At 68.9% G+C, this 24,164-nt stretch carries 24 protein-coding genes; 13 read left to right on the top strand and 11 right to left on the bottom strand.

All coding sequences use genetic code 11. The features are described from left to right. Positions 1–36: 36 nt before the first annotated feature. The 4 genes from murU to ISN75_RS05245 form a co-directional block, all read right to left on the bottom strand. A complete protein-coding gene (murU, locus tag ISN75_RS05230; protein ID WP_168649073.1) occupies positions 37–708 on the bottom strand; it encodes an N-acetylmuramate alpha-1-phosphate uridylyltransferase MurU in 672 nt (223 codons plus the stop codon). Further along, on the bottom strand, positions 705–1,706 hold the full coding sequence (locus ISN75_RS05235; RefSeq protein ID WP_423385130.1) for an aminoglycoside phosphotransferase family protein: 1,002 nt from the start codon (positions 1,704–1,706) through the stop codon (positions 705–707). The genes murU and ISN75_RS05235 overlap by 4 nt, the downstream gene beginning before the upstream one ends. Positions 1,707–1,980: 274 nt before the next feature. After that, a complete protein-coding gene (locus ISN75_RS05240) occupies positions 1,981–3,342 on the bottom strand; it encodes an ammonium transporter (RefSeq protein ID WP_168649074.1) in 1,362 nt (453 codons plus the stop codon). After that, a complete protein-coding gene (locus ISN75_RS05245) occupies positions 3,332–3,670 on the bottom strand; it encodes a P-II family nitrogen regulator (protein WP_167252164.1) in 339 nt (112 codons plus the stop codon). Before ISN75_RS05245 ends, ISN75_RS05240 begins: the two co-directional genes overlap by 11 nt. A 245-nt stretch (positions 3,671–3,915) precedes the next feature. On the opposite strand from ISN75_RS05245, the gene ISN75_RS05250 reads away from it, so the two are divergent. Genes ISN75_RS05250 through ISN75_RS05275 form a run of 6 tightly spaced genes read left to right on the top strand, consistent with a single transcriptional unit; the run spans position 3,916 to position 9,654 of the window. Continuing rightward, positions 3,916–4,377 carry an SUF system Fe-S cluster assembly regulator gene (locus ISN75_RS05250; protein ID WP_167252163.1) on the top strand — a complete coding sequence of 154 codons (462 nt, stop codon included), beginning with the start codon at positions 3,916–3,918 and terminating at the stop codon, positions 4,375–4,377. Continuing rightward, complete coding sequence (gene sufB, locus ISN75_RS05255; RefSeq protein WP_167252162.1) at positions 4,374–5,861, top strand: Fe-S cluster assembly protein SufB; 1,488 nt, start codon at positions 4,374–4,376, stop codon at positions 5,859–5,861. The genes ISN75_RS05250 and sufB overlap by 4 nt, the downstream gene beginning before the upstream one ends. Continuing rightward, positions 5,858–6,301, top strand: coding sequence for a lysozyme inhibitor LprI family protein (locus ISN75_RS05260; protein ID WP_168649075.1), 444 nt, complete (start codon positions 5,858–5,860; stop codon positions 6,299–6,301). Before sufB ends, ISN75_RS05260 begins: the two co-directional genes overlap by 4 nt. Before the next feature lies 1 nt (position 6,302). Further along, positions 6,303–7,067 carry a Fe-S cluster assembly ATPase SufC gene (gene sufC / locus ISN75_RS05265; protein ID WP_167252160.1) on the top strand — a complete coding sequence of 255 codons (765 nt, stop codon included), beginning with the start codon at positions 6,303–6,305 and terminating at the stop codon, positions 7,065–7,067. Continuing rightward, positions 7,064–8,383, top strand: a complete 1,320-nt coding sequence (gene sufD, locus ISN75_RS05270; RefSeq protein ID WP_343820800.1) for a Fe-S cluster assembly protein SufD — start codon at positions 7,064–7,066, stop codon at positions 8,381–8,383. The genes sufC and sufD overlap by 4 nt, the downstream gene beginning before the upstream one ends. Positions 8,384–8,409: 26 nt before the next feature. Beyond that, positions 8,410–9,654, top strand: a complete 1,245-nt coding sequence (locus ISN75_RS05275) for a cysteine desulfurase (protein WP_343820798.1) — start codon at positions 8,410–8,412, stop codon at positions 9,652–9,654. 308 nt (positions 9,655–9,962) lie between these two features. Here ISN75_RS05275 and ISN75_RS05280 read toward each other — a convergent pair whose 3' ends face one another. Together ISN75_RS05280 and ISN75_RS05285 are read right to left on the bottom strand one after the other, a co-directional pair. Next, a complete protein-coding gene (locus tag ISN75_RS05280) occupies positions 9,963–11,990 on the bottom strand; it encodes a M13 family metallopeptidase (protein WP_343820796.1) in 2,028 nt (675 codons plus the stop codon). A gap of 534 nt (positions 11,991–12,524) precedes the next feature. Further along, entirely contained in the window at positions 12,525–13,190 is a 666-nt protein-coding gene (locus tag ISN75_RS05285) for a helix-turn-helix transcriptional regulator (protein WP_168649080.1), read from the bottom strand. An 85-nt stretch (positions 13,191–13,275) separates the two neighbouring features. Here ISN75_RS05285 and ISN75_RS05290 point away from each other — a divergent pair, with 85 nt between their 5' ends. The 6 genes from ISN75_RS05290 to ISN75_RS05315 all read left to right on the top strand — a co-directional run bounded on the left by ISN75_RS05290 (position 13,276) and on the right by ISN75_RS05315 (position 18,088). Then, on the top strand, positions 13,276–14,682 hold the full coding sequence (locus tag ISN75_RS05290) for an MFS transporter (protein ID WP_168649081.1): 1,407 nt from the start codon (positions 13,276–13,278) through the stop codon (positions 14,680–14,682). 38 nt (positions 14,683–14,720) lie between these two features. Further along, positions 14,721–15,299 (top strand): superoxide dismutase, encoded by a 579-nt coding sequence (locus tag ISN75_RS05295; protein ID WP_168649082.1) that lies wholly within the window; start codon positions 14,721–14,723, stop codon positions 15,297–15,299. A gap of 107 nt (positions 15,300–15,406) precedes the next feature. Then, positions 15,407–16,411 carry a YncE family protein gene (locus ISN75_RS05300; RefSeq protein ID WP_168649083.1) on the top strand — a complete coding sequence of 335 codons (1,005 nt, stop codon included), beginning with the start codon at positions 15,407–15,409 and terminating at the stop codon, positions 16,409–16,411. Between the two features lie 48 nt (positions 16,412–16,459). Then, on the top strand, positions 16,460–17,008 hold the full coding sequence (locus tag ISN75_RS05305) for a GNAT family N-acetyltransferase (protein WP_168649084.1): 549 nt from the start codon (positions 16,460–16,462) through the stop codon (positions 17,006–17,008). Further along, positions 17,005–17,340 carry a non-heme iron oxygenase ferredoxin subunit gene (locus tag ISN75_RS05310; RefSeq protein WP_343203544.1) on the top strand — a complete coding sequence of 112 codons (336 nt, stop codon included), beginning with the start codon at positions 17,005–17,007 and terminating at the stop codon, positions 17,338–17,340. Before ISN75_RS05305 ends, ISN75_RS05310 begins: the two co-directional genes overlap by 4 nt. 235 nt (positions 17,341–17,575) lie before the next feature. Then, positions 17,576–18,088 (top strand): cupin domain-containing protein, encoded by a 513-nt coding sequence (locus tag ISN75_RS05315; RefSeq protein ID WP_168649085.1) that lies wholly within the window; start codon positions 17,576–17,578, stop codon positions 18,086–18,088. A 2-nt stretch (positions 18,089–18,090) separates the two neighbouring features. On the opposite strand, the gene ISN75_RS05320 is transcribed toward ISN75_RS05315, so the two are convergent. The 5 genes from ISN75_RS05320 to ISN75_RS05340 are packed head-to-tail and all read right to left on the bottom strand — an operon-like array spanning position 18,091 to position 23,144. Beyond that, positions 18,091–18,885 (bottom strand): MipA/OmpV family protein, encoded by a 795-nt coding sequence (locus ISN75_RS05320; protein WP_168649086.1) that lies wholly within the window; start codon positions 18,883–18,885, stop codon positions 18,091–18,093. Beyond that, positions 18,882–19,835 carry an efflux RND transporter periplasmic adaptor subunit gene (locus ISN75_RS05325; protein WP_168649087.1) on the bottom strand — a complete coding sequence of 318 codons (954 nt, stop codon included), beginning with the start codon at positions 19,833–19,835 and terminating at the stop codon, positions 18,882–18,884. Before ISN75_RS05325 ends, ISN75_RS05320 begins: the two co-directional genes overlap by 4 nt. Further along, on the bottom strand, positions 19,832–20,572 hold the full coding sequence (locus ISN75_RS05330; RefSeq protein ID WP_423385131.1) for an ABC transporter ATP-binding protein: 741 nt from the start codon (positions 20,570–20,572) through the stop codon (positions 19,832–19,834). Before ISN75_RS05330 ends, ISN75_RS05325 begins: the two co-directional genes overlap by 4 nt. 8 nt (positions 20,573–20,580) lie before the next feature. After that, positions 20,581–21,714, bottom strand: coding sequence for an ABC transporter permease (locus ISN75_RS05335; protein ID WP_167252146.1), 1,134 nt, complete (start codon positions 21,712–21,714; stop codon positions 20,581–20,583). Continuing rightward, a complete protein-coding gene (locus ISN75_RS05340; protein ID WP_343203712.1) occupies positions 21,714–23,144 on the bottom strand; it encodes a TolC family protein in 1,431 nt (476 codons plus the stop codon). Before ISN75_RS05340 ends, ISN75_RS05335 begins: the two co-directional genes overlap by 1 nt. A gap of 269 nt (positions 23,145–23,413) precedes the next feature. On the opposite strand from ISN75_RS05340, the gene ISN75_RS05345 reads away from it, so the two are divergent. Beyond that, positions 23,414–24,142: an MtnX-like HAD-IB family phosphatase gene (locus ISN75_RS05345; RefSeq protein WP_168649090.1), complete on the top strand. Its 729-nt coding sequence runs from the start codon at positions 23,414–23,416 to the stop codon at positions 24,140–24,142. Positions 24,143–24,164 lie beyond the last annotated feature (22 nt).

Here is a 24,164-nt window from a genome sequence, read left to right on the forward strand (position 1 = left end):
ATCCAAGCTCGGCAGGATTTTGCGGGCACGCCAGGTTCAGCCGCGGCGCAAGTGCGCGTCCAGCTCCGCCAGCTGGGCCGGGTTGCCCAGGTTGCGCCAGAAACCGTCGTAGCGTTCGCCGCTGAGCTGTCCATCGCGCATCGCCTGCTGGTACAGCGGCAGCAGCTTGAAGCGCCCGGGCGCATGGCCGTGCACGAATTGCGGCCGGTACACGCCGATATTGCCGAAGGTGAGCCGCTCGCCCGCGCCTTGTTCCTGCAACTGGCCTTCGTGCAGCACGAAGTCGCCCGCGGCATGCCAATCCGGATTCGGCACCATCACCAGATGGGCGAGGCCGGCGGGTTCCCATGGCAACTTCGCGTAGTCGTAATCGCAGTAGATGTCGGCGCTGACCGCGATGAACGGTTCCGGCCCCAGCAGCGGCAGCGCATTGAGCATGCCGCCGCCGGTTTCCAGCGGGGTGGGGCCTTCGTAGGCGTAGCGGATGCGCAGGCCCCAGCGCGAACCATCGCCCAGCGCCTCCGGGAACTGGTCCGCCAGATGCGAGGTATTGATCACCACGTAGTGCACGCCCACCGCCGCGAGCTTTTCCAGGTGCCACACGATCAGCGGCTTGCCACCCGCCATGAGCAAGGGCTTGGGCGTGCGGTCGGTAAGCGGGCGCATGCGCTCGCCCAGGCCGGCGGCAAAGATCAGCGCGTGCCTCATGCGGCCACCTGGGTGAGGTCGCGGCCGGCCGCGTGGCGTTCCAGCAGCGCGGCGAAGTCCGCCAGTTCCGGATAGCTGCGCGCCACCGTGCTGACGTAGCGATAGACCGTCGGCACGTCGGCGAGATAGCCCGGCTTGCCGTCGCGATACCACAGCCGATAGAACTGGCCGAGCACGCGCACGTGGCGGTGCAGGCCGGTGAGGTCGAACCAGCGCAGGAAGCGCGCGGCGTCCACGCCCGCATCGATCACCCCGGCGCCGAGCAGGCGCTGGCGGTACGACTCCACCCAGGCTTCGATGCGTTCGCGCGGCCACACGATGTAGGCGTCGCGCAGCAGCGAGGCGAGGTCGTAGGTGACGGGGCCGGCGAGTGCGCCCTGGAAGTCGATCACGCCGGGATTGTTGCGTTCGACGACGAGCAGGTTGCGGCTATGGTAATCGCGGTGCACGAAGCAGCGCGGTTGCTCCAGCGCGTTGCTGGCGATCAGTTCGAACGCCGCTTCCAACACCTTCCGCTCTTCGCCACTGGGCGTGTGGCCCAGGTGGCGGGTGAGAAACCACTCCGGCATCACTTCCAGGCCGCGCACCAGCACCTCGCGGTCGAACGGCGGCAGGTCGCGGTAGTCCATGCGCGTCTGCATCCGCAGCAGCGCATCCATCGCATCGCCGTACAGCGCGTCGGCGTTGCGCTCGTTCAAGGCCGACAGGTACAGCCGGTGGCCGAGGTCTTCGATCAGCAGGAAACCCTGCTGCAGATCCTGCGCCCGCACCGCCGGCACATGCAGTCCCGCGGCGGCGAGGCGTTCGCCGATGGCCAGCCAGGGGCGCGGGTCTTCGCGGTCCGGCGGCGAGTCCATCACGATCCAGCTGCTGCCCTGATGGTGCGTGCGCCAGTAGCTGCGGAAGCTGGCGTCGGAGGAAGCCGATTCCAGCGTGAGCGTGGCATCGTCGAGAACGGAGCGGGCCCAGGCGAGGCGGGCGGCGGAGCGGTCGGTCATGGCGGGCAGCTTAGCGGCCGCCGCCAGACCTCGCCAATCCACAAGCCGGCGTAGGTTGGGGTGAGCGCAGCGAACCCCAACGCATCGCAACTATTAAGCCCGTCTCCCCTCGGGAGAGGGGTTGGGGTGAGGGTGCGGTCGGAGCGTAGGAGTGATGTGTATCGCTCCGCCCGTACCCTCATCCGGCTGCCGCCACCTTCTCTCCCACGGGGACTACCTTCGGGTCGCCGGAGGGAGAAGGATTCCAGTTTGTAGACCGAGGCCAGTTGGTTAATCAGGAGAGGTTGTAAGCCTTCTCTTCGTGCAGCGCGATATCCAGCCCCACCATTTCCTGCTCGTCATCCACGCGCAGGCCCAGCGTCTTGTCGATCAGCTTCAGCAGCACGAAGCTCAGCACGGCGCTCCAGGCGATGGTGAAGCCCACGCCCTTGGCCTGGATCCACAGCTGGCCCCACAGCGAGGTGACCGTGCCGAAGCCGCCCAGCGCCGGCGAAGCCAGCGGGCCGGTGAGCAGGCCGCCGAGAATGCCCGCCACCGCGTGCACGCCGAACACGTCGAGCGAGTCGTCGTAGCCGAACTTGTGCTTCAGCCGCGTGGCGCTGAAGAAACACACCACGCCGGCGGCAAAGCCCAGCACCAGCGATCCGCCCGGCCCCGCGGTGCCGGCCGCCGGCGTCACCGCCACCAGTCCCGCCACCGCGCCGGAGACGATGCCCAGCACGCTGGGCCGCCCATGCACCACCCACTCGGCCACCAGCCAGCCCAGCGCGGCGGCGGCGGTGGCGATCTGCGTCACCAGCATGGCCATGCCGGCACTGCCGTTGGCGGCCACCGCGGAACCCGCGTTGAAGCCGAACCAGCCCAGCCACAGCAGGCTGGCGCCGACCACCGTGTAGCCGAGGTTGTGCGGCGGCATCGGCACGTGCGGAAAGCCTCGGCGCTTGCCGATCACCAGGCAGGCGACCAGGCCGGCGATACCCGCATTGATGTGCACCACCGTGCCTCCGGCGAAATCCAGCACGCCCAGGTCGCCCAGCAGGGAGCCGGGGCCGCTCCATACCATGTGCGCCACCGGCAGGTAGACGAAGGTCAGCCACAGCCCGCTGAACCACAGCATGGCGCTGAACTTCATGCGCTCCGCATAGGCGCCGACGATGAGCGCGGGCGTGATGATGGCGAAGGTCATCTGGAACATCACGAACACCGCCTCGGGCACCGTCTGGTAGCGCGAGTCGGGCTTGAGGCCGGCCAGCATCGCGCGATCGAGTCCGCCGATGATGGAATGCCAACCGATGCTGCCGGCCTGCATGCCCTCCGTGCTGAAGGCCAGCGAATAGCCGTAGACGATCCACAGCACCGTCACCATCGCGGTGATGGCGAAGCACTGCATCAGCACCGACAGCAGGTTCTTCGCGCGCACCATGCCGCCGTAGAACAGCGCCAGGCCCGGAATGGTCATCAGCAGCACCAGGGCGGTGGCGGTGAGCATCCAGGCGGTGTCGCCGCTGTCGATATGCGCAGGCGCGGCGGCCTGCCCCCATGCCGGCAGCGCGACCGATGCGAGCAATGCTCCCAGCGCGAGGAGGCGTCCCGCTCCCCGTTCCCCATTCCCCGTTACCCGCCTCTCAAAGCGCATCGGTGTCGACCTCCATGGTGCGGATGCGGATCGCCTGTTCCAGCTCGCTGACGAAGATCTTGCCGTCGCCGATCTTGCCGGTGCGCGCCGCGCCGCTGATCGCCTCGATCGCCTGCTCCAGCTGCTCGTCGGCCACCGCCACTTCGATCTTCAGCTTGGGCAGGAAATCCACCACGTACTCGGCGCCGCGGTACAGCTCGGTGTGGCCGTGCTGGCGGCCGAAGCCCTTGACCTCGGTGACTGTCATGCCGGCGACGCCGGCCTCGGACAGGGCTTGCCGGACGTCGTCCAGCGTGAAGGGTTTGATGATCGCGGTAAGCCACTTCATCCGGCGCTTTCCCCATGGCGGATTGATATGTGGCAGCGCAGCACGTTGCGTGCCAGCCGGATCAGCAATATCGGCATGCGCAGATTCAATGACTTAGAGCAGCGGCTTCTCCGATCAAGCTCCGCCTTGGCGCGTCCGCGGCGCCGGCTGCCCGTGTTTGGTGCAACGCCGCTCGATTGACCCGAACCCGCTTAATCCGTACCATTTTGGTCCCGATTCCCCGATCCCCGCCGCCTTCCGTCCCCATGCTCCGCGTCAGCCGCCTTACCGATTACGCCACGGTGGTGATGACCTGCATCGCCGTGCATCCGCACGACGTGCTCAGCACCGCGCAGATCGCCGACGAGGCGCGGCTGGAGCTGCCCACCGTGAGCAAGCTGCTGAAGTCGCTGAGCCACGCGGGGCTGGTCGAATCGTTCCGCGGCGTCAACGGCGGCTACCGGCTGGCGCGTCCGGCCGAAGCCATCTCGCTGGCGCAGATTGTGGAAGCGATGGAAGGACCGATCGGCATGACCGAATGCGGCGTCGCCACGGGGCAGTGCGAGCGCGAATCGCAATGCAACGTGCGCGGCAGCTGGCGGTTGGTGAGCCACGTGGTGGACAACGCCCTGCGCGCCGTCAGCCTCGCCGACATGCTCAAGCCGCAACCCGCGCCGCCGGTGGCGACCGTCGCACTCAGCACCCTGAAAAGCAGGACCACCGCATGACTCACGAACCCAGCAACACGGCCGTCGAAGCCAGCGCCGCCACGCTGCTGCGCGACAACGCCGAAGTAGCGGAAGCGCTAGGCCGCCGCTACGAGGCCGGCTTCGTCACCGACATCGAAACCACCAGCCTGCCGCCCGGCCTCGACGAGGACATCATCCGCCAGCTCTCCGCGATCAAGCAGGAGCCCGAATGGATGACCGAGTGGCGCCTGCAGGCCTATCGCCACTGGCTGACCATGCCGTCGCCGGATTGGGCCAAGCTGAACCTCGCGCCGATCGACTACCAGGCGATCAGCTACTACGCCGCGCCCAAGGCCGGACCCAAGTCGCTGGACGAAGTCGACCCGAAGCTGCTGGAAACCTACGACAAGCTCGGCGTGCCGCTGCACGAGCGCGCCAAGCTGGCCGGCGTGGCGGTGGACGCGGTGTTCGACTCGGTCTCCGTCGGCACCACCTTCCGCAAGGAGCTGGCCGCGGCCGGCGTGATCTTCTGCTCGATGAGCGAGGCGATCCGCGAGCACGGCGACCTGGTGCAGCAATACCTGGGCAGCGTGGTGCCCACCGGCGACAACTACTTCGCCGCGCTCAATTCCGCGGTGTTCTCCGACGGCTCCTTCGTATTCGTGCCCAAGGGCGTGCGCTGCCCGATGGAGCTGTCCACCTACTTCCGCATCAATGCGATGAACACGGGGCAGTTCGAGCGCACCCTGATCGTGTGCGAGGACGACGCCTACGTGTCATACCTGGAAGGCTGCACCGCGCCGATGCGCGACGAGAACCAGCTGCACGCCGCGGTGGTGGAACTGGTGGCGCTGGAACGCGCGCAGATCAAATACTCCACGGTGCAGAACTGGTACCCGGGCGACGAGAACGGCGTCGGCGGCATCTACAACTTCGTGACCAAGCGCGGCGACTGCCGCGGCGCGGATTCGAAGATCTCCTGGACCCAGGTGGAAACCGGTTCGGCGATCACCTGGAAATACCCCAGCTGCGTGCTGCGCGGCGACCGCTCGGTGGGCGAGTTCTATTCGGTGGCGCTCACCCACCATCGCCAGCAGGCCGACACCGGCACCAAGATGATCCACATCGGCAAGCACACCAAGTCGAAGATCGTCTCCAAGGGCATCAGCGCCGGCCGCAGCTCCAATGCCTACCGCGGCCTGGTCAAGGTGGAGAAGGGCGCCGAGGGCGCGCGCAACTACACCCAGTGCGATTCGCTGCTGATCGGCAAGCGCTGCGGCGCGCACACCTTCCCGTACATGGAAGTGAAGAACCCCAGCGCCATCGTCGAGCACGAGGCCACCACCTCGAAGATTTCCGACGACCAGCTGTTTTACTGCCGCAGCCGCGGCATCAGCGAGGAAGACGCCGTGTCGATGATCGTCGACGGTTTCTGCAAGCAGGTGTTCCGCGAGCTGCCGATGGAATTCGCGGTGGAAGCGAAGAAGCTGCTGGAGGTATCGCTGGAAGGAGCCGTCGGATGAAGCGCGCGCTCGCTTTCCTTGTTTGCGCCGCGCTGCCGCTGGCGGCCGTGGCCCAGCAGCCCGACTGCAAGGCGCCGGGTACGCAGCTGGAGATCGACGCCTGCGCCGGCGCCGATTTCAGCAAGGCCGACGCCGAACTCAACAGCGTGTGGAAAAGCATCCTGGCCAAGTACAAGGACCAGCCGCAGTTCCTGGACAAGCTCAAGGCCTCGCAGCGCCTGTGGCTGCAGTTCCGCGACGCCGAGCTGGAAGCGCTCTATCCGGTGGCCAAGGGCCAGGACGCGCGCGTCCAGTACGGCAGCATGTATCCCACCTGCTACACCGGCGCCAAGGCGAAGCTCACCCGCCAGCGCACCGAACAACTCAAGGTCTGGCTGGACGGCGCCCAGGAAGGCGACACCTGCTCCGGCTCCATCAAGAACTCCGCGGATTTGAAGTGACATGCTGAAGATCGAGAACCTGCACGCCCGCGTCGAGGGCAAGTCCATCCTCAAGGGCCTCACGCTTACCGTGAACCCCGGCGAGGTGCACGCCATCATGGGCCCGAACGGCGCCGGCAAGTCCACCCTGGGCAATGTGCTCTCCGGCCGCGACGGCTACGAGGTGACCGAAGGCTCGGTGAGCTTCGAGGGCCGCGACCTGCTGGCGCTGGAGCCGGAAGAGCGCGCCGCCGCCGGCGTGTTCCTGGCGCTGCAGTATCCGGTGGAAATCCCCGGCGTGAACAACACCTATTTCCTGCGCGCCGCGCTCAATGCGCAGCGCAAGCAGCGCGGCGAGGCGGAACTCGATTCCATGCAGTTCCTCAAGCTGGTGCGCGAGAAGCTGAAGATCATGCAGATCTCCGACGAGCTGCTGCACCGCGCGGTGAACGAAGGGTTCTCCGGCGGCGAGAAGAAGCGCAACGAGATCTTCCAGATGGCCGTGCTGGAACCGAAGCTGGCGATCCTGGACGAGACCGACTCCGGCCTGGACATCGACGCGCTCAAGCAGGTGGCGCAGGGCGTGAACGCGCTGCGTTCGGCCGAGCGCTCCTTCCTGATGATCACCCACTACCAGCGCCTGCTGCATTACATCGAACCGGACTTCGTCCACGTGCTGGCCGACGGCCGCATCGTCGAAAGCGGCGACAAGTCGCTCGCGCTGAAGCTGGAAGAACACGGCTACGCCTGGGTCAACGAGCGCAGCCCCGCCGGAGCGCAGGCATGAGCGAGCCGGCGCGCACGCCGTTCGTCGCTTCGCTGCCCGCCGCCGAGGCGCTCGAGCGCCTGCCCGGCAGCGGCGTCGCCTGGCTGGACGCGGCGCGGCGCGAGAACCTCGACGCCTTCGCCGCTGCCGGCCTGCCCGACACCCGCGTGGAAGCCTGGAAATACACCGCGCTGCGCGCGCTGGCGCAGCGCCGCTTCGCGCATGGCGACGCGCAGGCGGCCACGCTTGCGGTCGATGCCGCGGCGCTGGCCTTGCCGGGTGTCGACGGTCCGCGGCTGGTGTTCGTCAACGGTGCGTTCCGTGCCGATCTCTCTTCGCTGGCCGCGCTGCCCGCGGGCCTGAGCCTGCGTCCGCTGTCGCAGGCGCTGGGCGAGGATGCCGAAGGCCTGCGTTTCGCGCTGTCGCATCGCTACCGCGAAGCCGGCGACGCGTTCGCGCGGCTCAATGCGGCGCTGGCCGGCGACGGCGTGGTGTTGCGCGTCGCCGCTGGTAAAGCGATCGCCAGGCCGGTGCATCTGCTGTTCGCCGGCGCGCCGGCGGAGGGCGACCTGGCCTGGCACCTGCGTATCATCGTCGAGCTGGAAGAGGGCGCCGAACTGGCCCTGGTCGAACACCACGTTTCCCTCGGCGCGCAGAAGCAGCTGGCCACCGTGGTCAGCGACGTGGTGCTGCGCGACGGCGCCCGGCTCGACTATGCCATCGTGCAGGATGCCGCCGAAGACGCCACCCTGATCCGGCGCAGCCAGCTCCGCCTCGGCGCGCGTGCGCAGGCGGCCATGCACGTGCAGGAATTCGGCGGCGCCCTGGTGCGCCACGACCTGCGCGCGGAACTGGCCGGCGACGAAGCGCGCCTCGCCACCCATGGCGTGTTCGCGCTGCACGGCCGCCAGCACGTCGACACCCAGCTGGCGGTGCGCCACGCGGCCTTGAACACGGCTTCCGAATCGATCTGGCGCGGCGTGGCCGACCAGCGTTCGCGCGGCGTGTTCCGCGGCGCCATCGTGGTGGCCGAAGGCGCCGACGGCAGCGATGCCTCGCTCAGCAGCAAGAACCTGCTGCTGTCCGCGCTGGCCGAGATCGACACCAAGCCGGAACTGGAAATCTACGCCGACGAAGTGAAGGCCGCGCACGGCGCCACGGTCGGCCAGCTCGACGAGCGCGCGCTGTTCTACCTGCGCTCGCGCGGCATCCCGCACGCCGAGGCGCGCGCCATGCTGACCGCCGCGTTCTGCCGCGCGGTGCTGCAGGCGATGCCGAACGAAGCGCTGCGCGAGCACGTCTCGCAGCTGCTGCTGGCCCACCTGCCGGCCGAATGAAGCCCACGCCACCGGATCCCCAGCCGATGAACGCCCAAGCCCAGCTTCCCACCGCCTTCGACGTGCAGCGCATCCGCGCCGACTTCCCGCTGCTGGCGCGCAGCGTGCACGGCAAGCCGCTGGTGTACTTCGACAACGCCAACACCAGCCAGAAGCCGCACAGCGTGATCGAGGCGGTGGACCAGCATTACCGTCTGCACAACGCCAATGTCTCGCGCGCCGTGCATCTGCTGGGCGAGGAAGCCACTGCCGCCTACGAAGGCGCGCGCGACAAGCTGGCGGCGTTCCTCAATGCCGGCTCGCGCAACGAGATCGTGCTGACCTCGGGCACCACCCAGGCGATCAACCTGGTGGCCTACAGCTACGCCTTGCCGCAGCTGCAGCCGGGCGACGCCATCGTCACCACCGTGATGGATCACCACGCCAATATCGTGCCGTGGCAGATCGTGGCCGCGCGCAGCGGCGCCACCGTGAAGCCGGCGCCGATCGACGAGCGCGGCGAGCTGATCGTGGAGGAATACCTCAAGCTGCTCACGCCCGAAGTGAAGCTGGCCTGCGTGGGCCATGTCTCCAACGTGCTGGGCACGGTCAACCCGGTGCGCGAGCTGGCGCGCGAATGCCGCAAGCGCGGCATCCCGCTGCTGGTGGATGGCTCGCAGGCCGTGCCGCACCGCCCGGTGGACGTGCAGGCGCTGGGCTGTGATTTCTATGCGATCACCGGCCACAAGATGCTGGCGCCCACCGGCACCGGCGTGCTGTGGGCGCGCAAGGAATTGCTGCAGGCGATGCCGCCGTTCTTCGGCGGCGGCGAGATGATCCGCGAGGTGCGCTTCAGCGGCACCACCTTCGCCGAGCCGCCGCACCGCTTCGAGGCGGGCACGCCGAATATCGCGGGCTTCGCCGGCGTGTCGGCGGCGATCGACTACTACGCCTCGGTCGGCTTCGAAGCCATCCACGCGTGGGAACAGCAACTGCTGGCCTATGCCACCGAGCGCCTGCGCGAGATTCCCGGCCTGCGCATCTTCGGCGAGGCCCGGGAGAAGGAGCCGGTGATCTCGTTCCTGATCGACGGCGCGCAGGCGACGGACCTGGCCACCCTGCTGGACCTGCAGGGCGTGGCCGTGCGCTCCGGCCACCACTGCGCGCATCCGCTGATGCAGTTCTACGGCGTGCCGGCCACGCTGCGCGCCTCGCTGGCCTTCTACAACACGCGCGAAGAGATCGACGCCTTCATCACCGCGCTGCTGAAGGTGCGCAAGCTGCTGCTGTAATGCGAGGAGAAATGGCGCTGCGCATTTCGCTCGTCATCCCGGCGCAGGCCGGGATCCAGTGGCGGAAGTGCCCGGTGATATGCCAACGCTCCAAGGCAGTGCCTTTTCGCGCCACGCATCGTTGTAGCGCCTCGCTACCGGATGACTCGCTTCGCTCACCCCTTTGGGGCCACCCTTCGGGTGTTCTTCGCGCTACGCGCTCGTCCGGGCTGCGCCGGGATGACGACGCTTCGGGCGATTCCGCCAGTCGATAAAGAGAACCCCGCAGGCTCGCACCCGCGGGGTTTTCATATGCATGCCGTTCGTGCTTACCAGATCTTCACCTGCTGCTCGCCCGAGCGCACCATCTTGTCCCCCGGCTTGCACTGGAACGCCTGCGCGAACGCCGCCATGTTCGACGGCGCGCCGATCGCGCGGAATTTCGCCGGCGCATGCGGATCGGTGTTGAGCAGGGTCAGCTGCGCGGCATCGCGGATGGTACCGCGCCACACGCGCGCCCAGTTGAGGAAGAAGCGCTGGTCCTGGGTGTAGCCGTCGATGCTCCGCTTCGCTTCGGCCGGGTTCTTTGCCAGCGCCATCTGCAGCGCATCGTAGGCGGCGTTGAGGCCGCCCAGGTCGCCGATGTTCTCGCCCATGGTCAACTGGCCGTTGACGAACTTGCCGGGCAGCGCCTCGTAGCCGTTGAACTGCGCGGCCAGCTTGGCGGTGCGCTCGTCGAAGGCCTTGCGGTCGGCGTCGGTCCACCAGTTGACGTTGTTGCCCTGGGCGTCGAACTTGCTGCCCTGGTCGTCGTAGCCATGGCCCATCTCGTGGCCGATCACCGCACCGATGCCGCCGTAGTTCAGCGCATCATCCACCTTGGCGTCGAAGAACGGCGGCTGCAGGATGGCGGCGGGGAACACGATCTCGTTCTTCTGCGCGTTGTAGTAGGCGTTCACCGTCTGCGGCGTCATGCCCCATTCGCTGCGGTCCACCGGCTTGCCGATCTTGCCGACCATGTAGTCGTAGTTGAACTTGGCCGCCGCCTGCACATTGCCGAAGTAATCGCCAGGCTTCAGCGTGAGCCCGCTCCAGTCGCGCCACTGGTCCGGATAGCCGATCTTCGGCGTGAAGCTCGCCCATTTCTCCAGCGCCTTGCGCTTGGTCTCGGCGCTCATCCATTCCAGGTTCTCGATGCGCGACTTGTAGGCGGCGCGCAGGTTGTCCACCAGGCCCTGCGCGTGCTGCTTGGATTCGGCCGAGAAATAGCGCGCCACGTAGAGCTGGCCCAGCGCCATGCCCATGCTGTCGTTGACCGCGTCGAGCGTGCGCTTCCAGCGCGCCTTCATTTCCTTCTGGTCGTTGAGCGTCCTGGCGTTGAAGTCGAAGTCTTCCTGCTGGAAGGCCGTGGACAGGTAGGGCGCGGCGCTGTCCACCGCGTGGAAGCGCAGGTAGGCCTGCCAGTCGGCTACCGGCGTTTGCGCCAGCATCTGGTCGAACTCGGCGAAGAACTTCGGATGCGACAGCGAGAAGCCGTCCTTCACGTCCGCGCCCTGGGCCTGGAAGAACGCGGCCCAGTCGAAGTGCGGCGTGACTTTGCCGGCGTCGGCAAAGCTGACGTAGTGATAGCGGTTTTCCGGCTTGCGCAGTTCCACCGGCGGCAGCGAGGCCGCGGCCAGGCGCGTCTCGAACGCCATCACCGCCTTGGCCTGCGCCTGCGCATCGGCGGCGTTCACGCCGACCAGCTGCAGCGTGCGCGCGACGTGGGCGACATAGGCCTCGCGGATCCTGGCGAAGTCCGGCTTGCTGTAGTACTCGGCGGTGGGCAGGCCCAGGCCGCCCTGGCCGGCGTAGGCGATCTGGCGGCTGGAGTCCTTGAAGTCCGGGCTGCCGGAGAAGCGGAACGCCACACCGTCGCCGCGCGCGTAGCTGTCGCGGATATAGGCGGCGACGTCGGCGCCGTTCTTCAGCGCATCGATGCGCGCGAGCTGCGGCTTGATCGGGTCGTAGCCGGCTTTCTCGATGGCCGCTTCGTCCATGCCGGAGGCGTAGAGGTAGCCGATCTTCTGTTCGATCGAACCGGCCTGGGCTTGGGCCGGATGCCTGGCGGCGGCTTCGGCGATGGTGCGCTGCGCACTCAGGCTGTCTTCGCGCAGGGCGTCGAAGGAGCCCCAGCGGGTGCGGTCCGGCGGGATGGGGTGGGCGGCGACCCACTTGGCGTTGACGAAGCCGTTGAAGTCGGCGCAGGGGGCGATTTTCTTGTCCAGTTCCTTGATGTCGAGGTTGCCGGCGGGGCCGGCGATGGCGACGGTGGACAGCGCCAGGGAGATGGCCAGGGCCAGCTTGATGTGTTTCATGGTGGGTCCCCTTGGGTGGCGGGTGCGGCGGGAGGGCGCGGCTAGCCGCGCAGGCTAGGCAGCCTGGGGAAGTGTTCGACAGTGTCGAAGGTCATTCACGCTGGTCGTTTTGCTCGTCATCCCGGTGTAGGCCGGGATCCAGTAGCGACTAGGTGCGGTTGTCGCGACTTGGCCGCTTATGCAGCGGGCATTTCGGACGCCTGCCGGCGCCCGAGTCACTTTCTCTTTGCTGGCCCAAAGAGAAAGTAACCAAAGAGAAATGGCCTCAAGTCAAAGGCTCGCGACGCGACTAGAAGGAGCGGTGGGCGGCTGCGGTAACTTGATTAACCTGGGTCTACACGAAACATCAGTGCGTTTACGTAGCGGCTGCTTCAACGTGCCGTGGCCGAGAGGACTTTCAGTGACCTAGGCCAGCTTTTGCTCTTCGTTCCTGCACACCTCACGCCATCACCCCTCTCCCCTCCGGGGAGAGGGCAGGGTGAGGGGCGGGGCGGAGTGGTGCGCTGAAGGTCGCGGCAAGCGGCTGCAGATGAATTAGCTGAGTTTGACTGGCGTCAGCACTGGCTTGCGCGGACTGATGCGGTAGACGCAGCGGCGGGCCCCTGCGAGCAGGTGCTGTTCGCGTTTCACGCTTGCTTCTTCGCCGAGCACTTCCTGGAACAGCTCCAGCTCCGCGCGGCAGAAACCCTGGCAGGCGCGCGCGGCGGAGCAGATCGGGCAGTGGTCTTCGATCAATAGCCAGTCGCGGCCGTCTTTTTCCGCGCGGGCCATGTAGCCCTCGCGATCGCGGATGGCGGCGAGGCGGCGGATGCGGTCGGCGAGGGTGCGTGCGCTTGCGGTGGTCTGCAGGTACTGGCGGCGGTTTTCTTCGCGGCGGGCGTCGACCAGTTGGTCGACGCCGGCTTCGCCGAACAGGGCGCGGACGGAGGCGATCAGGTCGACGGCCAGTTGTGCATGGGCGTCGGGGAAGCGGGCGTGGCCGGTGGCGGTGAGGGACCACAGCTGGCGGGGGCGGCCGGCACCGGTGGAGCGTTCCTGTTCGCCGGCGATCAGTTGCTCGTCCAGCAGCTTCTGCACCTGCTGGCGGATCGCCTCGGTGCTGACGCCCAGGGCTTCGGCCAGGGCGGTGCTGCCTTGCGGGCCGAAGGTCTTGAGCTGGCGCAGGATGCGTTCGCTGGTTTCGATATTATCCAAGCTCATGCTTGTTTAATTCCCGTGGTCGGGTTTAATATCCCAAGTCATAACTTGGATATTGGCGCGCCCGGCGCGCATTGTCGAGGAAAGCATGGCAACGGCGATGGCTTCCGCCTCCTGGGCGGATCTTCTTTCGGGGCGCAACGGCGTCCGTTCGGTGGCGCTGGCGGGTGGCACGGCGCTGCATGCGGTCAATATCTACGTGGTGACCACGATCATGCCGTCGATCGTGCGAGATATCGGCGGGCTGGCGTACTACGCCTGGAACACCATGGTATTCGTGGTCGCTTCGATCATCGGCGCCACGCTGGCGGCGGCGCTGGCGGGGCGCTTGGGCGGAAAGGGCGCGTACTTGCTCGGGTTGGCGGTGTTCTCCGTCGGCGCGCTGGTCTGCGCAGCCGCACCGTCGATGCCGTGGCTGCTGGCGGGCCGCAGCCTGCAGGGGCTGGGCGGTGGCGTGCTGGTGTCGCTGGCTTATGTGCTGATCCGCCAGGTGTTCGAGCCGGCCTTGTGGTCGCGTGCGATGGGGCTGGTCTCGGCGATGTGGGGCATCGCCACCTTGTCGGGGCCGGCGATCGGCGGCGTGTTCGCGCAGCTGGGCGAATGGCGCTGGGCGTTCTGGAGCCTGCTGCCGGCGGTGGCGGTGCTGGGCGCTATCGTGCTGGCCTGGCTGCCCTCCGCGCCGGCGGGCGGCGAGCGCGCGGCGGTGCCGGGCGGGCGCCTGGCGTTGCTCGCCTTGTCGGTGCTGGCGGTGTCGATGGCCAGCCTCGCCGCGTCGCGCGCCCTGCAATGCCTGGGTATCGGCATCAGCCTCGCGCTGGCGGCCTTGATCGTGCGCGCGGATCGACATGCGCAGGTACGCCTGCTGCCGACCGGCTCGTATGCGCCTTCGCGTCTGCGCTCGCTCTATCTGGTGATGGCGCTGCTGGTGATCGGAAGCACGGTCGAGATCTTCGTGCCGTATTTCCTGCAGACCATCCTCGGCCACGAGCCGCTGGAAGCGGGCTATCTCACCGCGGTGATGGCGGCCGGCTGGAGCTTCGGTTCCATGCTCAGCGCCGGCCGCGACCGTGCGTTCGGCGCGCGCTGCATCCGCTTCGGGCCGCTGCTGATGGCCGTGGCGCTGGCCTTGCTCGCCTGGCAGTTGCAGCGGCCGGCCGCCGCGGCGCAAGGCATCGGTTTCGGCGCGCTCTGTGTGTTCCTCGCCTGCGTCGGGCTCGGCATCGGCATGGCCTGGCCGCATCTGCTCACGCGCCTGCTGGAAGCGGCACCGGCGGAAGAGGGCGCGCTGGCTTCTTCGTCGATCTCGACGGTGCAGCTCTATGCGATGTCGCTCGGCGCGGCGGTGGCCGGCTGGGTGGCGAATGCCGCCGGCCTCAGCGAGCCGGGCGGCGTGCCCGGTGCGCGCGCCGCGGCGCTGTGGCTGCTCGGCGGCTTCGCGCTGCTGGTCGCGCTGGGCCTGCCGGTCGCGCGGCGCGCGGCGCCGGCCCGCGCCTGAATTCCTCCCCCAACAAAGCACCCCAAGGAACGCTACGCATGGCTATCGAACTGCTGCCGCTGCCTTACGAGCTCAACGGCTTGGCGCCGCATATTTCCGCGGAAACGCTGGAATACCACTACGGCAAGCACCACCGCGCCTACGTCACCAACCTCAACATGCTGATCGCCGGCAGCGAACTCGAAAATCTGGAGCTGGAGGAGATCGTGCGCCGCGCCTCCGGCGCGATCTTCAACAACGCCGCGCAAGCCTGGAACCACAGCTTCTACTGGAACTCGATGAGCCCGCGCGGCGGCGGCGCGCCGCAAGGCCTGCTGGCCGACCTGATCGTGCGCGACTTCGGTTCGCTCGACGCGTTCAAGGAAGCGTTCGCCAAATCGGGCGCCGCGCAGTTCGGCTCGGGCTGGACCTGGCTGGTGCAGCGGCCGGACGGCCAGCTGGCCATCGTCAACACCGCCAACGCCGATACGCCGCTGACCGGCGCCGACCGCCCGCTGCTGGTGGCCGACGTGTGGGAACACGCCTACTACATCGACTACCGCAACGCCCGCGCGAACTACCTGCAGGCGTTCTGGCAGCTGGTGCACTGGGAGTTCGCGGCCGACAACCTGGCCTGAGCGGCGCGCCGGGAAAACTACACACCAAGAAAACCACACGCTAAAAGAACCATAAGGTGCGGTCGCTACGCTCAGGCGTCGACCGCCACCTTGCCGGGACTTTGCGCATGAAAAAGCCGTCCATCCGCCTGCTGCCGCTGCTGCTCGCCGCCACCGTGCTGCCCGCGCTGGCCGCGCCTTCCGAAGCGCCGTATGCCGTCGCCGCGCGCCATGCGCTGGGCGGACCGGGCGGCTGGGATTACCTCAGCCTCGATGCCGCCGCGCATCGCCTCTATATCGCCCGCGACGACCGGGTGATGGTGATGGATACCGCCAGCGGCAAGCTGGCCGGCGAAGTAGCCGGCATGCAGCATGCGCACGGCGTGGCCTTGTCGCCGTCCACGCACGAGGCCTTCGTCAGCAGCGGGCGCGGCGACGAAGTCACCGTGTTCGATACGCAGACGCTCAAAGTCACCCGGCATATCGCGGTCAGCGGCAAGAACCCGGATGCGATCCTGTTCGACGGCGCTTCCGGCCATCTGCTGACCATGAACGGCCGCAGCAACAACCTCAGCGTGATCGACGCGCAGGCCGGCAAGGAGCTGTCCACCGTCGCGCTGCCGGGCCGGCCGGAATTCGCGGTGGCCGACGGTAACGGCCTGCTGTATCTGAATCTGGAAGACAAGAACGCGCTGGCGCGCGTCGACCTCAAGGCCGGCAAGGTCACCGCGGTATGGGCGATGGCGCCGTGCGACGGGCCGACCGGCCTTGCGCTCGATGCGGCGCACGGCCGTCTGTTCTCGGTATGCGACAACGGCTGGCTGATCGTCACCGACGCGCACGACGGCCACCAGGTGGCGAAGGTGGAGATGGGCAAGGGCCCCGACGCGGTGATCTACGATGCCGCGCGCCACACCGTGCTGGGTTCGGCGGGCGAGGACGGCGTGCTCAGCGTGGTGGCGCAGGACGATGCCGATCATTACCGCCTGCTCGGCAACCTGCCCACGCAGAAGAGCGCGCGCACCATGGTGCTGGATCCGTCCACCCACGAGGTCTATCTCGCCGCGGCGGCAGCCAGCGGCAAGGGCAAGCCGGTAGAGGGTTTTCAGGTGCTGGTCGCCGCGCCGCACTGAGCGCGGCGCCATGGCCGGAGAGGGCGCCGCGGCATTATGATTCCGCTCATGCCCACGACCTCTCCCCCCGTGTTCCGCCCGGCCCTCGCGGCCGACGTTCCCGCCATCGTCGCCCTCGTCGAATCCGCCTACCGCGGCGATTCGGGCCGGCTCGGCTGGACCACCGAATCGGACCTGCTCGACGGCCGCCGCACCAATGTCGAAGGCGTGGCCGAGCTGCTGGCGCAGGCCGACAGCGTGGTGCTGCTGGCCGAGCGCGATGGCGAGCTGCTGGCCTGCTGCCACGTGGAGCGCCAGGGCGAGGCCGGCTATTTCGGCATGTTCGCGGTCAATCCGCTGCTGCAGAACGGCGGCATCGGCAAGGCCCTGCTGGCCGAGGCCGAGCGCCACGCGCGCGAGCGCTGGCAGTGCCTGGCCATGCGCATGACGGTGATCGAGCAGCGCGCGGAACTGATCGCCTGGTACGAGCGCCGCGGCTACCAGCGCACCGGCGAATACCGTCCGTTCCCCTATGGCGACGAGCGCTTCGGCATTCCGCGCCGCGACGACCTGCGCTTCGAATGGCTGGTCAAGACGCTCGCCGGAGGCACGGCGTGAGCGAGGACGTCAGCGGCTGGACCTACGTCGGCACGCGCGCGGAACTGCTGCCCGGCGAGTTCAAGGTCGTGTACGACGAAGTCACCCAGGAGCCGATCGCCATCTACAACATCGATGGCGAACTCTACGCGGTGCAGGACCTGTGCACGCACGACGGCGGCGACCTCGCCGGCGGCGACGTGCATGGCTTCGAAGTGGAATGCCCGCGCCACGGCGCACGCTTCGACCTGCGTACCGGCGCGGCATTGTGCCCGCCGGCCTATGAGCCGATCGCGAAGTTTCCGGTACGCGAAGCCCTCGGCGGGATCTGGACGCGCGACGACCGCGAGTGAGGTTTACGCTTCGAAGCTGGCGTAGGTTGGGGTGAGCGCAGCGAACCCCAACGTTGCGCGGCGCTGCCAGGCATGGTGTTGGGGTTCGCTGCGCTCACCCCAACCTACGGCGTGAATACAACATGGACGGCGACCGCGGATAAGCGCGTCCACGCCGCGCTGGCGTTTCTTTCATGCGCTCTTGTCCGCGCGCTGCCTAGCATGGGCCGACACTCCGCAGCAGGAGCAGCGATCCATGCGCGAACCCGACAGCTTCATGCTCGACCCGCACGACTGGGTGCCCAACCATCCGCGCCTGCCGGTGTTGATTTATCGCAGTGTGCTGGAAGCGATGGATGGCGAGGCCACCGCCGCCGCGTTCGAGGCGATGTTCAGCCGCCACGGCTGGCCGCCACGCTGGCGCAACGGCGTATACGGTTTCCATCACTACCACTCCACCGCGCACGAAGTGCTGGGTTTCGCCCGCGGTTCCGCGCGGCTGCTGCTGGGCGGCCCGGGTGCGCGCGAAGTGGATGTCGGGGCAGGCGACGTCGCGGTGCTGCCCGCCGGCACCGGGCACTGCAAGATGTCCGGCAGCGAGGATTTCCTGGTGGTCGGCGCGTATCCGCCGCAGCAGGATTGGGATATCTGCCGCGAGGCGGCCACGGACGTGATGCTGCACCGTATCGCGGCCTTGCCGTTTCCCGCGTCCGATCCGGTGCAGGGAAGCGATGGCGCGCTGACGCGCCTGTGGCAGCCGTCGGCCTGAACCTACGGCGCGAAGCGGTAGACCAGGGCCATCGAGCCGGTGAACTGGTCGGCGGTGCCGAAGCCGCGCACCAGCGGGCTGTCTTCCGCGTTGCCGAGCAGGCGCGCATAAGAGAGCGAGAACACCGTGGCCAGATGGCGGCCCAGCGGAATCAGGCCGTCGTATTCCAGCCCCACCTGCTGGCTGCCGCCGCCCGGCTGCCACGGCGCCACGCCCAGCGCGGCGGCTTCCACCGCCGACAGGCCGAAGAAGCGGCGCATCGCCGGGCCGTTCATCCACTGCCATTGCAACTGCAGGCCGTGCTCGTAGCGGCCGATCGGCGGCAGCGCGGTAAAGGCGTACAGATTGAAATAAGCGCCGGCGCCCAGCGTGTCGTGCGCGGCATTCATGCCCACGTTCTGCGCTTCGCTGAAGTCGTATTCCACATAGCCGCCCGCGTTGAGCCGCGGCGACAGCGAGGTGACCTTGCCGCCGAGCCGGCCGAGATCCTCGTGGCTGCGGCCCCACTGGTAGTTGCCGTACAGGCCGCCGTGCAGATGCTCGCCCATGATCAGGTCGAGCGTAGCGCCGTCGTCGGTGGACAGCGTGATGCGGTCGCCGAGCTTGGCCTGCACGTAGGGCGCGAGCTGGTCGCGGTGCGCGCGCGAACCCTGCCAGGCCGGCAGGCGGATAAAGCCGGCGCCGACCAGGTCGGCGTCGCTGGCCGAGGCGACGGTGTCGTCCGCGCGGCAGGGCGCGGCGATACCGAGCAGGGCGGCGCAGGCGGACGCCGCGAGCCAGCGGGCGAACGCACTCACGGCTGTTTCGGCTCCGCGTTCTTCGCGCCCGCATCGCCCGCGCTGAAACGCACCAGCACGCGCTGGCCGATGCGCGCCGAGGCCGGCGGCGGCTGGTCGAAGGCGAGCACGCATTCCACCGTGCGCGTGTTGGCGCGCACCAGCGGGTCGTCTTCCAGCGCGCTGGCGCCGAACACGGTGCCGATGCGCAGCACGTGCGCACTGAGGTTGGGCATGCCGCTGCCGCTGTCGTCCACCACCTCGGCGCGCATGCCGGTGCTCACCGCGCGCACGAAGGATTCGTTGAGCTCGGCGCGCACCAGGCGCGGCTGCTCCGGCAGCAGCACGAAGGCCGGACCGCCCTGCGGCGAAGCGGTGGCGCCGGGCTGGATCAGGCGCTGCACGATCTCGCCGTCCACCGGCGCCAGCAGGCTGCGCTGGGCCAGCTCGTAGCGCGCGCCGGCCAGCTTCTGCGCGGCCAGCGCGGCATTGGCGCGCGCATTGGTCAGCTCGCCCTGCAATTGCCGCGAAGCCTCGCGCGCATCGTCGGCGCTCTGCGCGTCACCGGCGCCGGCCTTGGCGGCGGCTTCCAGGCGCTCGGCGCGCTGGTCGGCGGCCTTCATGCGCGATTCGAGCAGGTCGGCCTGGGCCTGGGCCTGCTTCTGTTCCGCCTCGGCCGAGGTGACGGCGAGCTTCGACGGTTCGGTGTCGAGCATGGCCAGCAGCTGGCCCTTCTTCACACGGTCGCCTTCGTGCACCTTGATCTCGGCGACCACGCCGTCGCGCGGCATGCTCAGCTTGAGCAGGCCGCCTTCGATATCGATCTTGCCGCGCGCCACCGCGGCATACGGCGAGACGGCCGGCGCCGGTTTGCCGGTGTCGACGTCGTCGCGCGAGCAGCCGGCCAGCGCGAGCGCGGCGGCGAGGGCGAGCAGGGGGAGGGAGCTCGAAAAGAGCGGGCGCGAACTCATGATGCGGATTCCTTGAGGCCCGGAACGGCGTCCGGCAGCGAGGGCTGGCTGCGGTCGCTGAGGATGCGGCCGTCCTCCATGGCGAGGACGCGGTCGGCATGGCCGACCAGGCGCGGATCGTGGCTGACGCACAGCACGGTGGTGCCGTGCGCGCGGGCGATGCGGTGCAGGATGTCGATGATGGTCTGGCCGTTGGCGGCGTCGAGCGCGCTGGTGGGCTCGTCGGCGAACAGCAGCTCCGGTTCCTTGGCCAGCGCGCGGGCGATCGCCACGCGCTGCTTCTCGCCGCCGGAGAGTTCCGACGGGCGCAGGCGCATGCGCGGACCTAAGCCCACTTCTTCCAGCGAGGCCACCGCGCGGCGGCGCGCCTCGCGCGGCGCCAGGCCCAGGTAGCTCAGCGGCAGTTCCACCTGTTCCACCGCATTCAAAGCCGGAAACAGATTGAAGCCCTGGAACACGAAGCCGGTGTGCAGCAGGCGGAAGCGTTCCAGTGCACGGATGTCGAGCTGGCCCAGGTCCTGGCCCAGCGCGGTGACCTGGCCGGCATCCGGGCGCTGCAGGCCGCTGAGGATCGCCAGCAAAGTGCTCTTGCCGCAGCCGGAGGGGCCGGAAATCAGCGTGAGTTCGCCGGAGCGCATGTCCAGCGTGAGGTCGTGCAGCACGGTGCTGCGCACGCGGCCGGACTCGAACGACTTGGCCACGCCGCGCGCCTGCAGCGAGATGGTGGAGGAAGGCATGCCCGCGTTCATCGCAACAGGCTCGCCGGATCGGCGCGGCGCAGGCTGCGCATCGCCGCGAGGCCCGACACGATGGCCAGGCCCATGCCCAGCAGCAGGCAGGCGGCCACGGTGATCGGGTCCAGCGCCACCGGCACGCTGCGGCTGCGCGCGAAGGCGAAGAAGATGCCGCCCAGCAGTGCGCTGCCGACCAGGCCGATCGCGCCGACCCAGAACGCCTGCTCCATCACCACTTTGCGCAGCGCGCCGACACCCACGCCCAAGGCATTGAGCGTGGCGTATTCGCGCACCGAGCCGATCACCGCCGCGACCAGGGTCTGGCTGGTGATCACCGCGCCGACCAGGAACACGATGCCGGCCAGGAACAGCACGCCGGCGCCGGCGCCGGTGTCGAACATCCAGTAGAGCTGCGAGCGGCGGGCGAAATCGCGCGCGGTCCACACGTCGTAGCTGCCGAACGAGGTGGTGCCGCGCAGGCGCGCGGCCACCGCGGCGGCCTGGTCGGGGTCGTGCACCTTGGCCACGAAGTAGGTCATGCGGGTGGCATTGGCCGGGTCGGTATCGAGTTCGGCGGCGGTGGCCAGCGAGGCCACCACGTTGACGCCGCCCAGCGCGCGCAGGCCGCTGCTGACGCCGACCACGCGCACGCGGTGGCCGTTGATCACCGCCTTGTCGCCCACCTGCACGCCGAGGCTGCCGAGGTCGGCGCGATCGACGATCACCGCGCCGGGCTCGTTGAGGCGCGCGCGCAGCGCGGCGGGCAGGGCGTGCGCGAACATCATGCCGTCGGCGCGGGTGTCGATGCCGGAGACGAACACCGAGACGCCGCCGGTGTCGCTGGGGCCGCGCCAGTCGGCGTCGACCCAGTGGAAAGGCTCGACCTGGGTCACCGCCGGATCCATGCGCAGGCGCATTTCCACGCCGGCGTCGATCGGCCGTCCCAGGTTCACGCTCTGCGTGCCCGGGTAGCCGGCCCACAGGTCGGCGGAGGAGCCGGTGATGTACACGCTGGCGCTGCCGAAGATGCCCAGCACCAGGGCCGCCTGCAGCAGCTGCAGCAGGCCGGCGAAGCCGACCGCGAGGATGGCGGGCAGGAAGCGGCGCCATTCGTAGACCAGGGTCTTGCGGGCCAGCGCCACCATCAGTTGGCGCTCCGCGGCGGCGGGGGCGGCGGCATCGGCGCGCCGCCCAGGGCCTTGTAGAGCGAGACGTAGGCGAGGTCGCGCGCGGCGATCGCGCTGGCCAGTTCCAGCTCGGCGCGGTGGCCTTCGATCAGGCTGTCCTGCACCTCCAGCTTGCTGCCCAGGCCGAGCTCGGCGCGCTTGCGCACCGCGTCGCCGCCGCCGCGCGAGGCGTCGGCGGCCTGCTGCAGCGCCTGTTCGCGGCCGCGCAGCTGCTCCAGGTCGCCCAGCGCCACTTCGGTTTCGGCCACGCCCTGCAGTACGGCCTGGCGGTAGGCCAGCAGGGCGGCGTTGAGTTCGTGGTCCTTGGCGTGCGCCAAGGCCACGCGCTGGCCCCAGTCGAACAGCGGAATGTCGATGACCGGGCCGGCCGAGAAGATGCCCTCGTGGTTGCGCGCGCGGTGGTTGGTGGCGATGTTGATCGACCACTGGATCGACGAGCCGAAACCGATGTGCGGGTAAATGTCCTTGCGCGCCAGGCCCAGCTCGCCGGCGGCGCGCAGTACCTCGGCCTCGGCGCCGGCGATCTCCGGCCGCGCGCGCAGCAGGTCGGCCGGCGCGGCGGTGAGCTGCCAGGCGCCCAGGCGCGGCTGCGCGCCGGCTTCGAGCCAGGCCGGGTCGGGTTCGTTCTGGCCCAGCAGCACGGCCAGCTGCTGCGCGCTGGCGTTGATCGCCTGGCGCGGCTCGGACAGCGCGGCCTCGGCGCGGGCCAGCTCGGCCGACGCGCGCGCCGCTTCCGTGGGCGGCGCCAGCTTCAGGTCGACCCGGGTCTGCAGCAGGCGGGCCTTTTCCCGCTGGGCGTCGCGGATGCCCAGCAGCAGGGCTTCCTGGCGCTGCGCCGAGCGCAGTTCCACCCAGCGGCGGGTGACTTCGGCCACCAGCGAGACCTGGGCGCCGCGCAGCGCGGCCTGGGTGCCGTTGAGCTGGCCGTCGGCGACGCGCCTGCTGCTCTGCCAGGCGCCGAACAGCGGGAATTCCCAGCTGGCGTCGAAGCCGACCATGAAATAGGAGGCGCTGGTGTCCGGATTCACCACGTCGTTGGTGCGTGCGTGGAGATTGGGCAGGTAGCCGTCGCGCGAGTGGCCGTTGAGCTGGCGGGCCGCCTGCAGGCGTTCGGCGGCCTGGGCCACGTCGAGGTTGTTGGCCAGCGCGCGGTCGATCAGCCCGTCCAGCGCCGGATCGCCCAGCGCCTGCCACCAGCCGCGCAGGTCGGCCGCGGGCGGCGCCACGTTGGCGGGGGCGTTGCGCCAGGCCTCGGGCAGGGACGGCTTCAGCGCCGGCACGGGGGCGACCGAGCAACCGGCCAGCAAGGTACCGAGAAGCGCGCAAAGCAGCACCGGCGCGAGGCGTCCGATACGCGCGTTCGACGGTGGAATAGCGGTTGAGAACACGTCTTTCCCGGTCATCGGCGGAGGGTGGCTGCCTGGTCGCGGCCGCCTGGGAACCCGCGCCTGGCGGCCCGGCCGGGTGGGGCCGGCGAGCCAAGCCGTGCAGGGTATCGGCCTATGGTGACAGACAGCAATGGCATGAGCGGCGAGCATAACGTCCGGTGTCTTATGTTGGGCTTCGGATACATGACTTCCGGCGGGGTGAATCCGGAAAGGGGGCCGAAAGGGGTGCACGCCTAAGGTTCAGGTATCGTGAACCCTGGAGTCACCGCGTGACGGCTTGGAACATCCTCTGCGACTTCGACGGCACCATCTCCGTCGAGGACGTGATCGACTCGCTGCTGGACCGTTTCGGCCGTCCCGGCTGGGAAGCGCTGGAGCAGGACTGGCGTGCGGGCCGCATCGGTTCGCGCGAGTGCATGAGCGGCCAGGTCGACCTGCTGGACATGAGCCGCGCGCAGCTGGACAAGCACCTGGAAGGCCTGTGGATCGACCACGCCTTTCCGGCCTTCGTCGCCAGGACGCGCGAGCTGGGTACGCCGATCCGCGTGGTCAGCGACGGCCTCGACTACGCCATCCACAAGATTCTCGGCCGCTACGGCCTGGACGACCTGCCGCTGGCCGCCAACCACCTGGCCCCGGCCGAGCCGCCGCGCCAGTGGCAGCTGACCTCGCCGTTCCAGGCCGAGGGTTGCCGCAGCGGCACCTGCAAGTGCGCCTGCGTGGCCCAGGCCCGCAGCGGCGGCGCCAAGACCCTGCTGATCGGCGACGGCGCCTCCGACTTCTGCGCGGCCGACCGCGTCGACTTCGTGTTCGCCAAGCACCGCCTGATCGAGCATTGCCGCGCCGCCGGCATCCCCTACGTGCCGATCACCGGTTTCGAAGATGCGCTGGAACTGCTGCCGCGCCTGCTCGATGGCAGCCTGCTCGCCGAGCATGCCCGTCCGGCGCCGGCCGTCGCCGCGGGCTGTGGCCCGCGGTTGCGCCCGTCATTGACTTAGCAAGACCCTGCCTTTCCCCATT

The sequence above is a fragment of the Dyella marensis genome, assembly GCF_049532885.1.
In the GTDB taxonomy this organism is placed as follows: Bacteria; Pseudomonadota; Gammaproteobacteria; order Xanthomonadales; family Rhodanobacteraceae; genus Dyella_D; species Dyella_D marensis.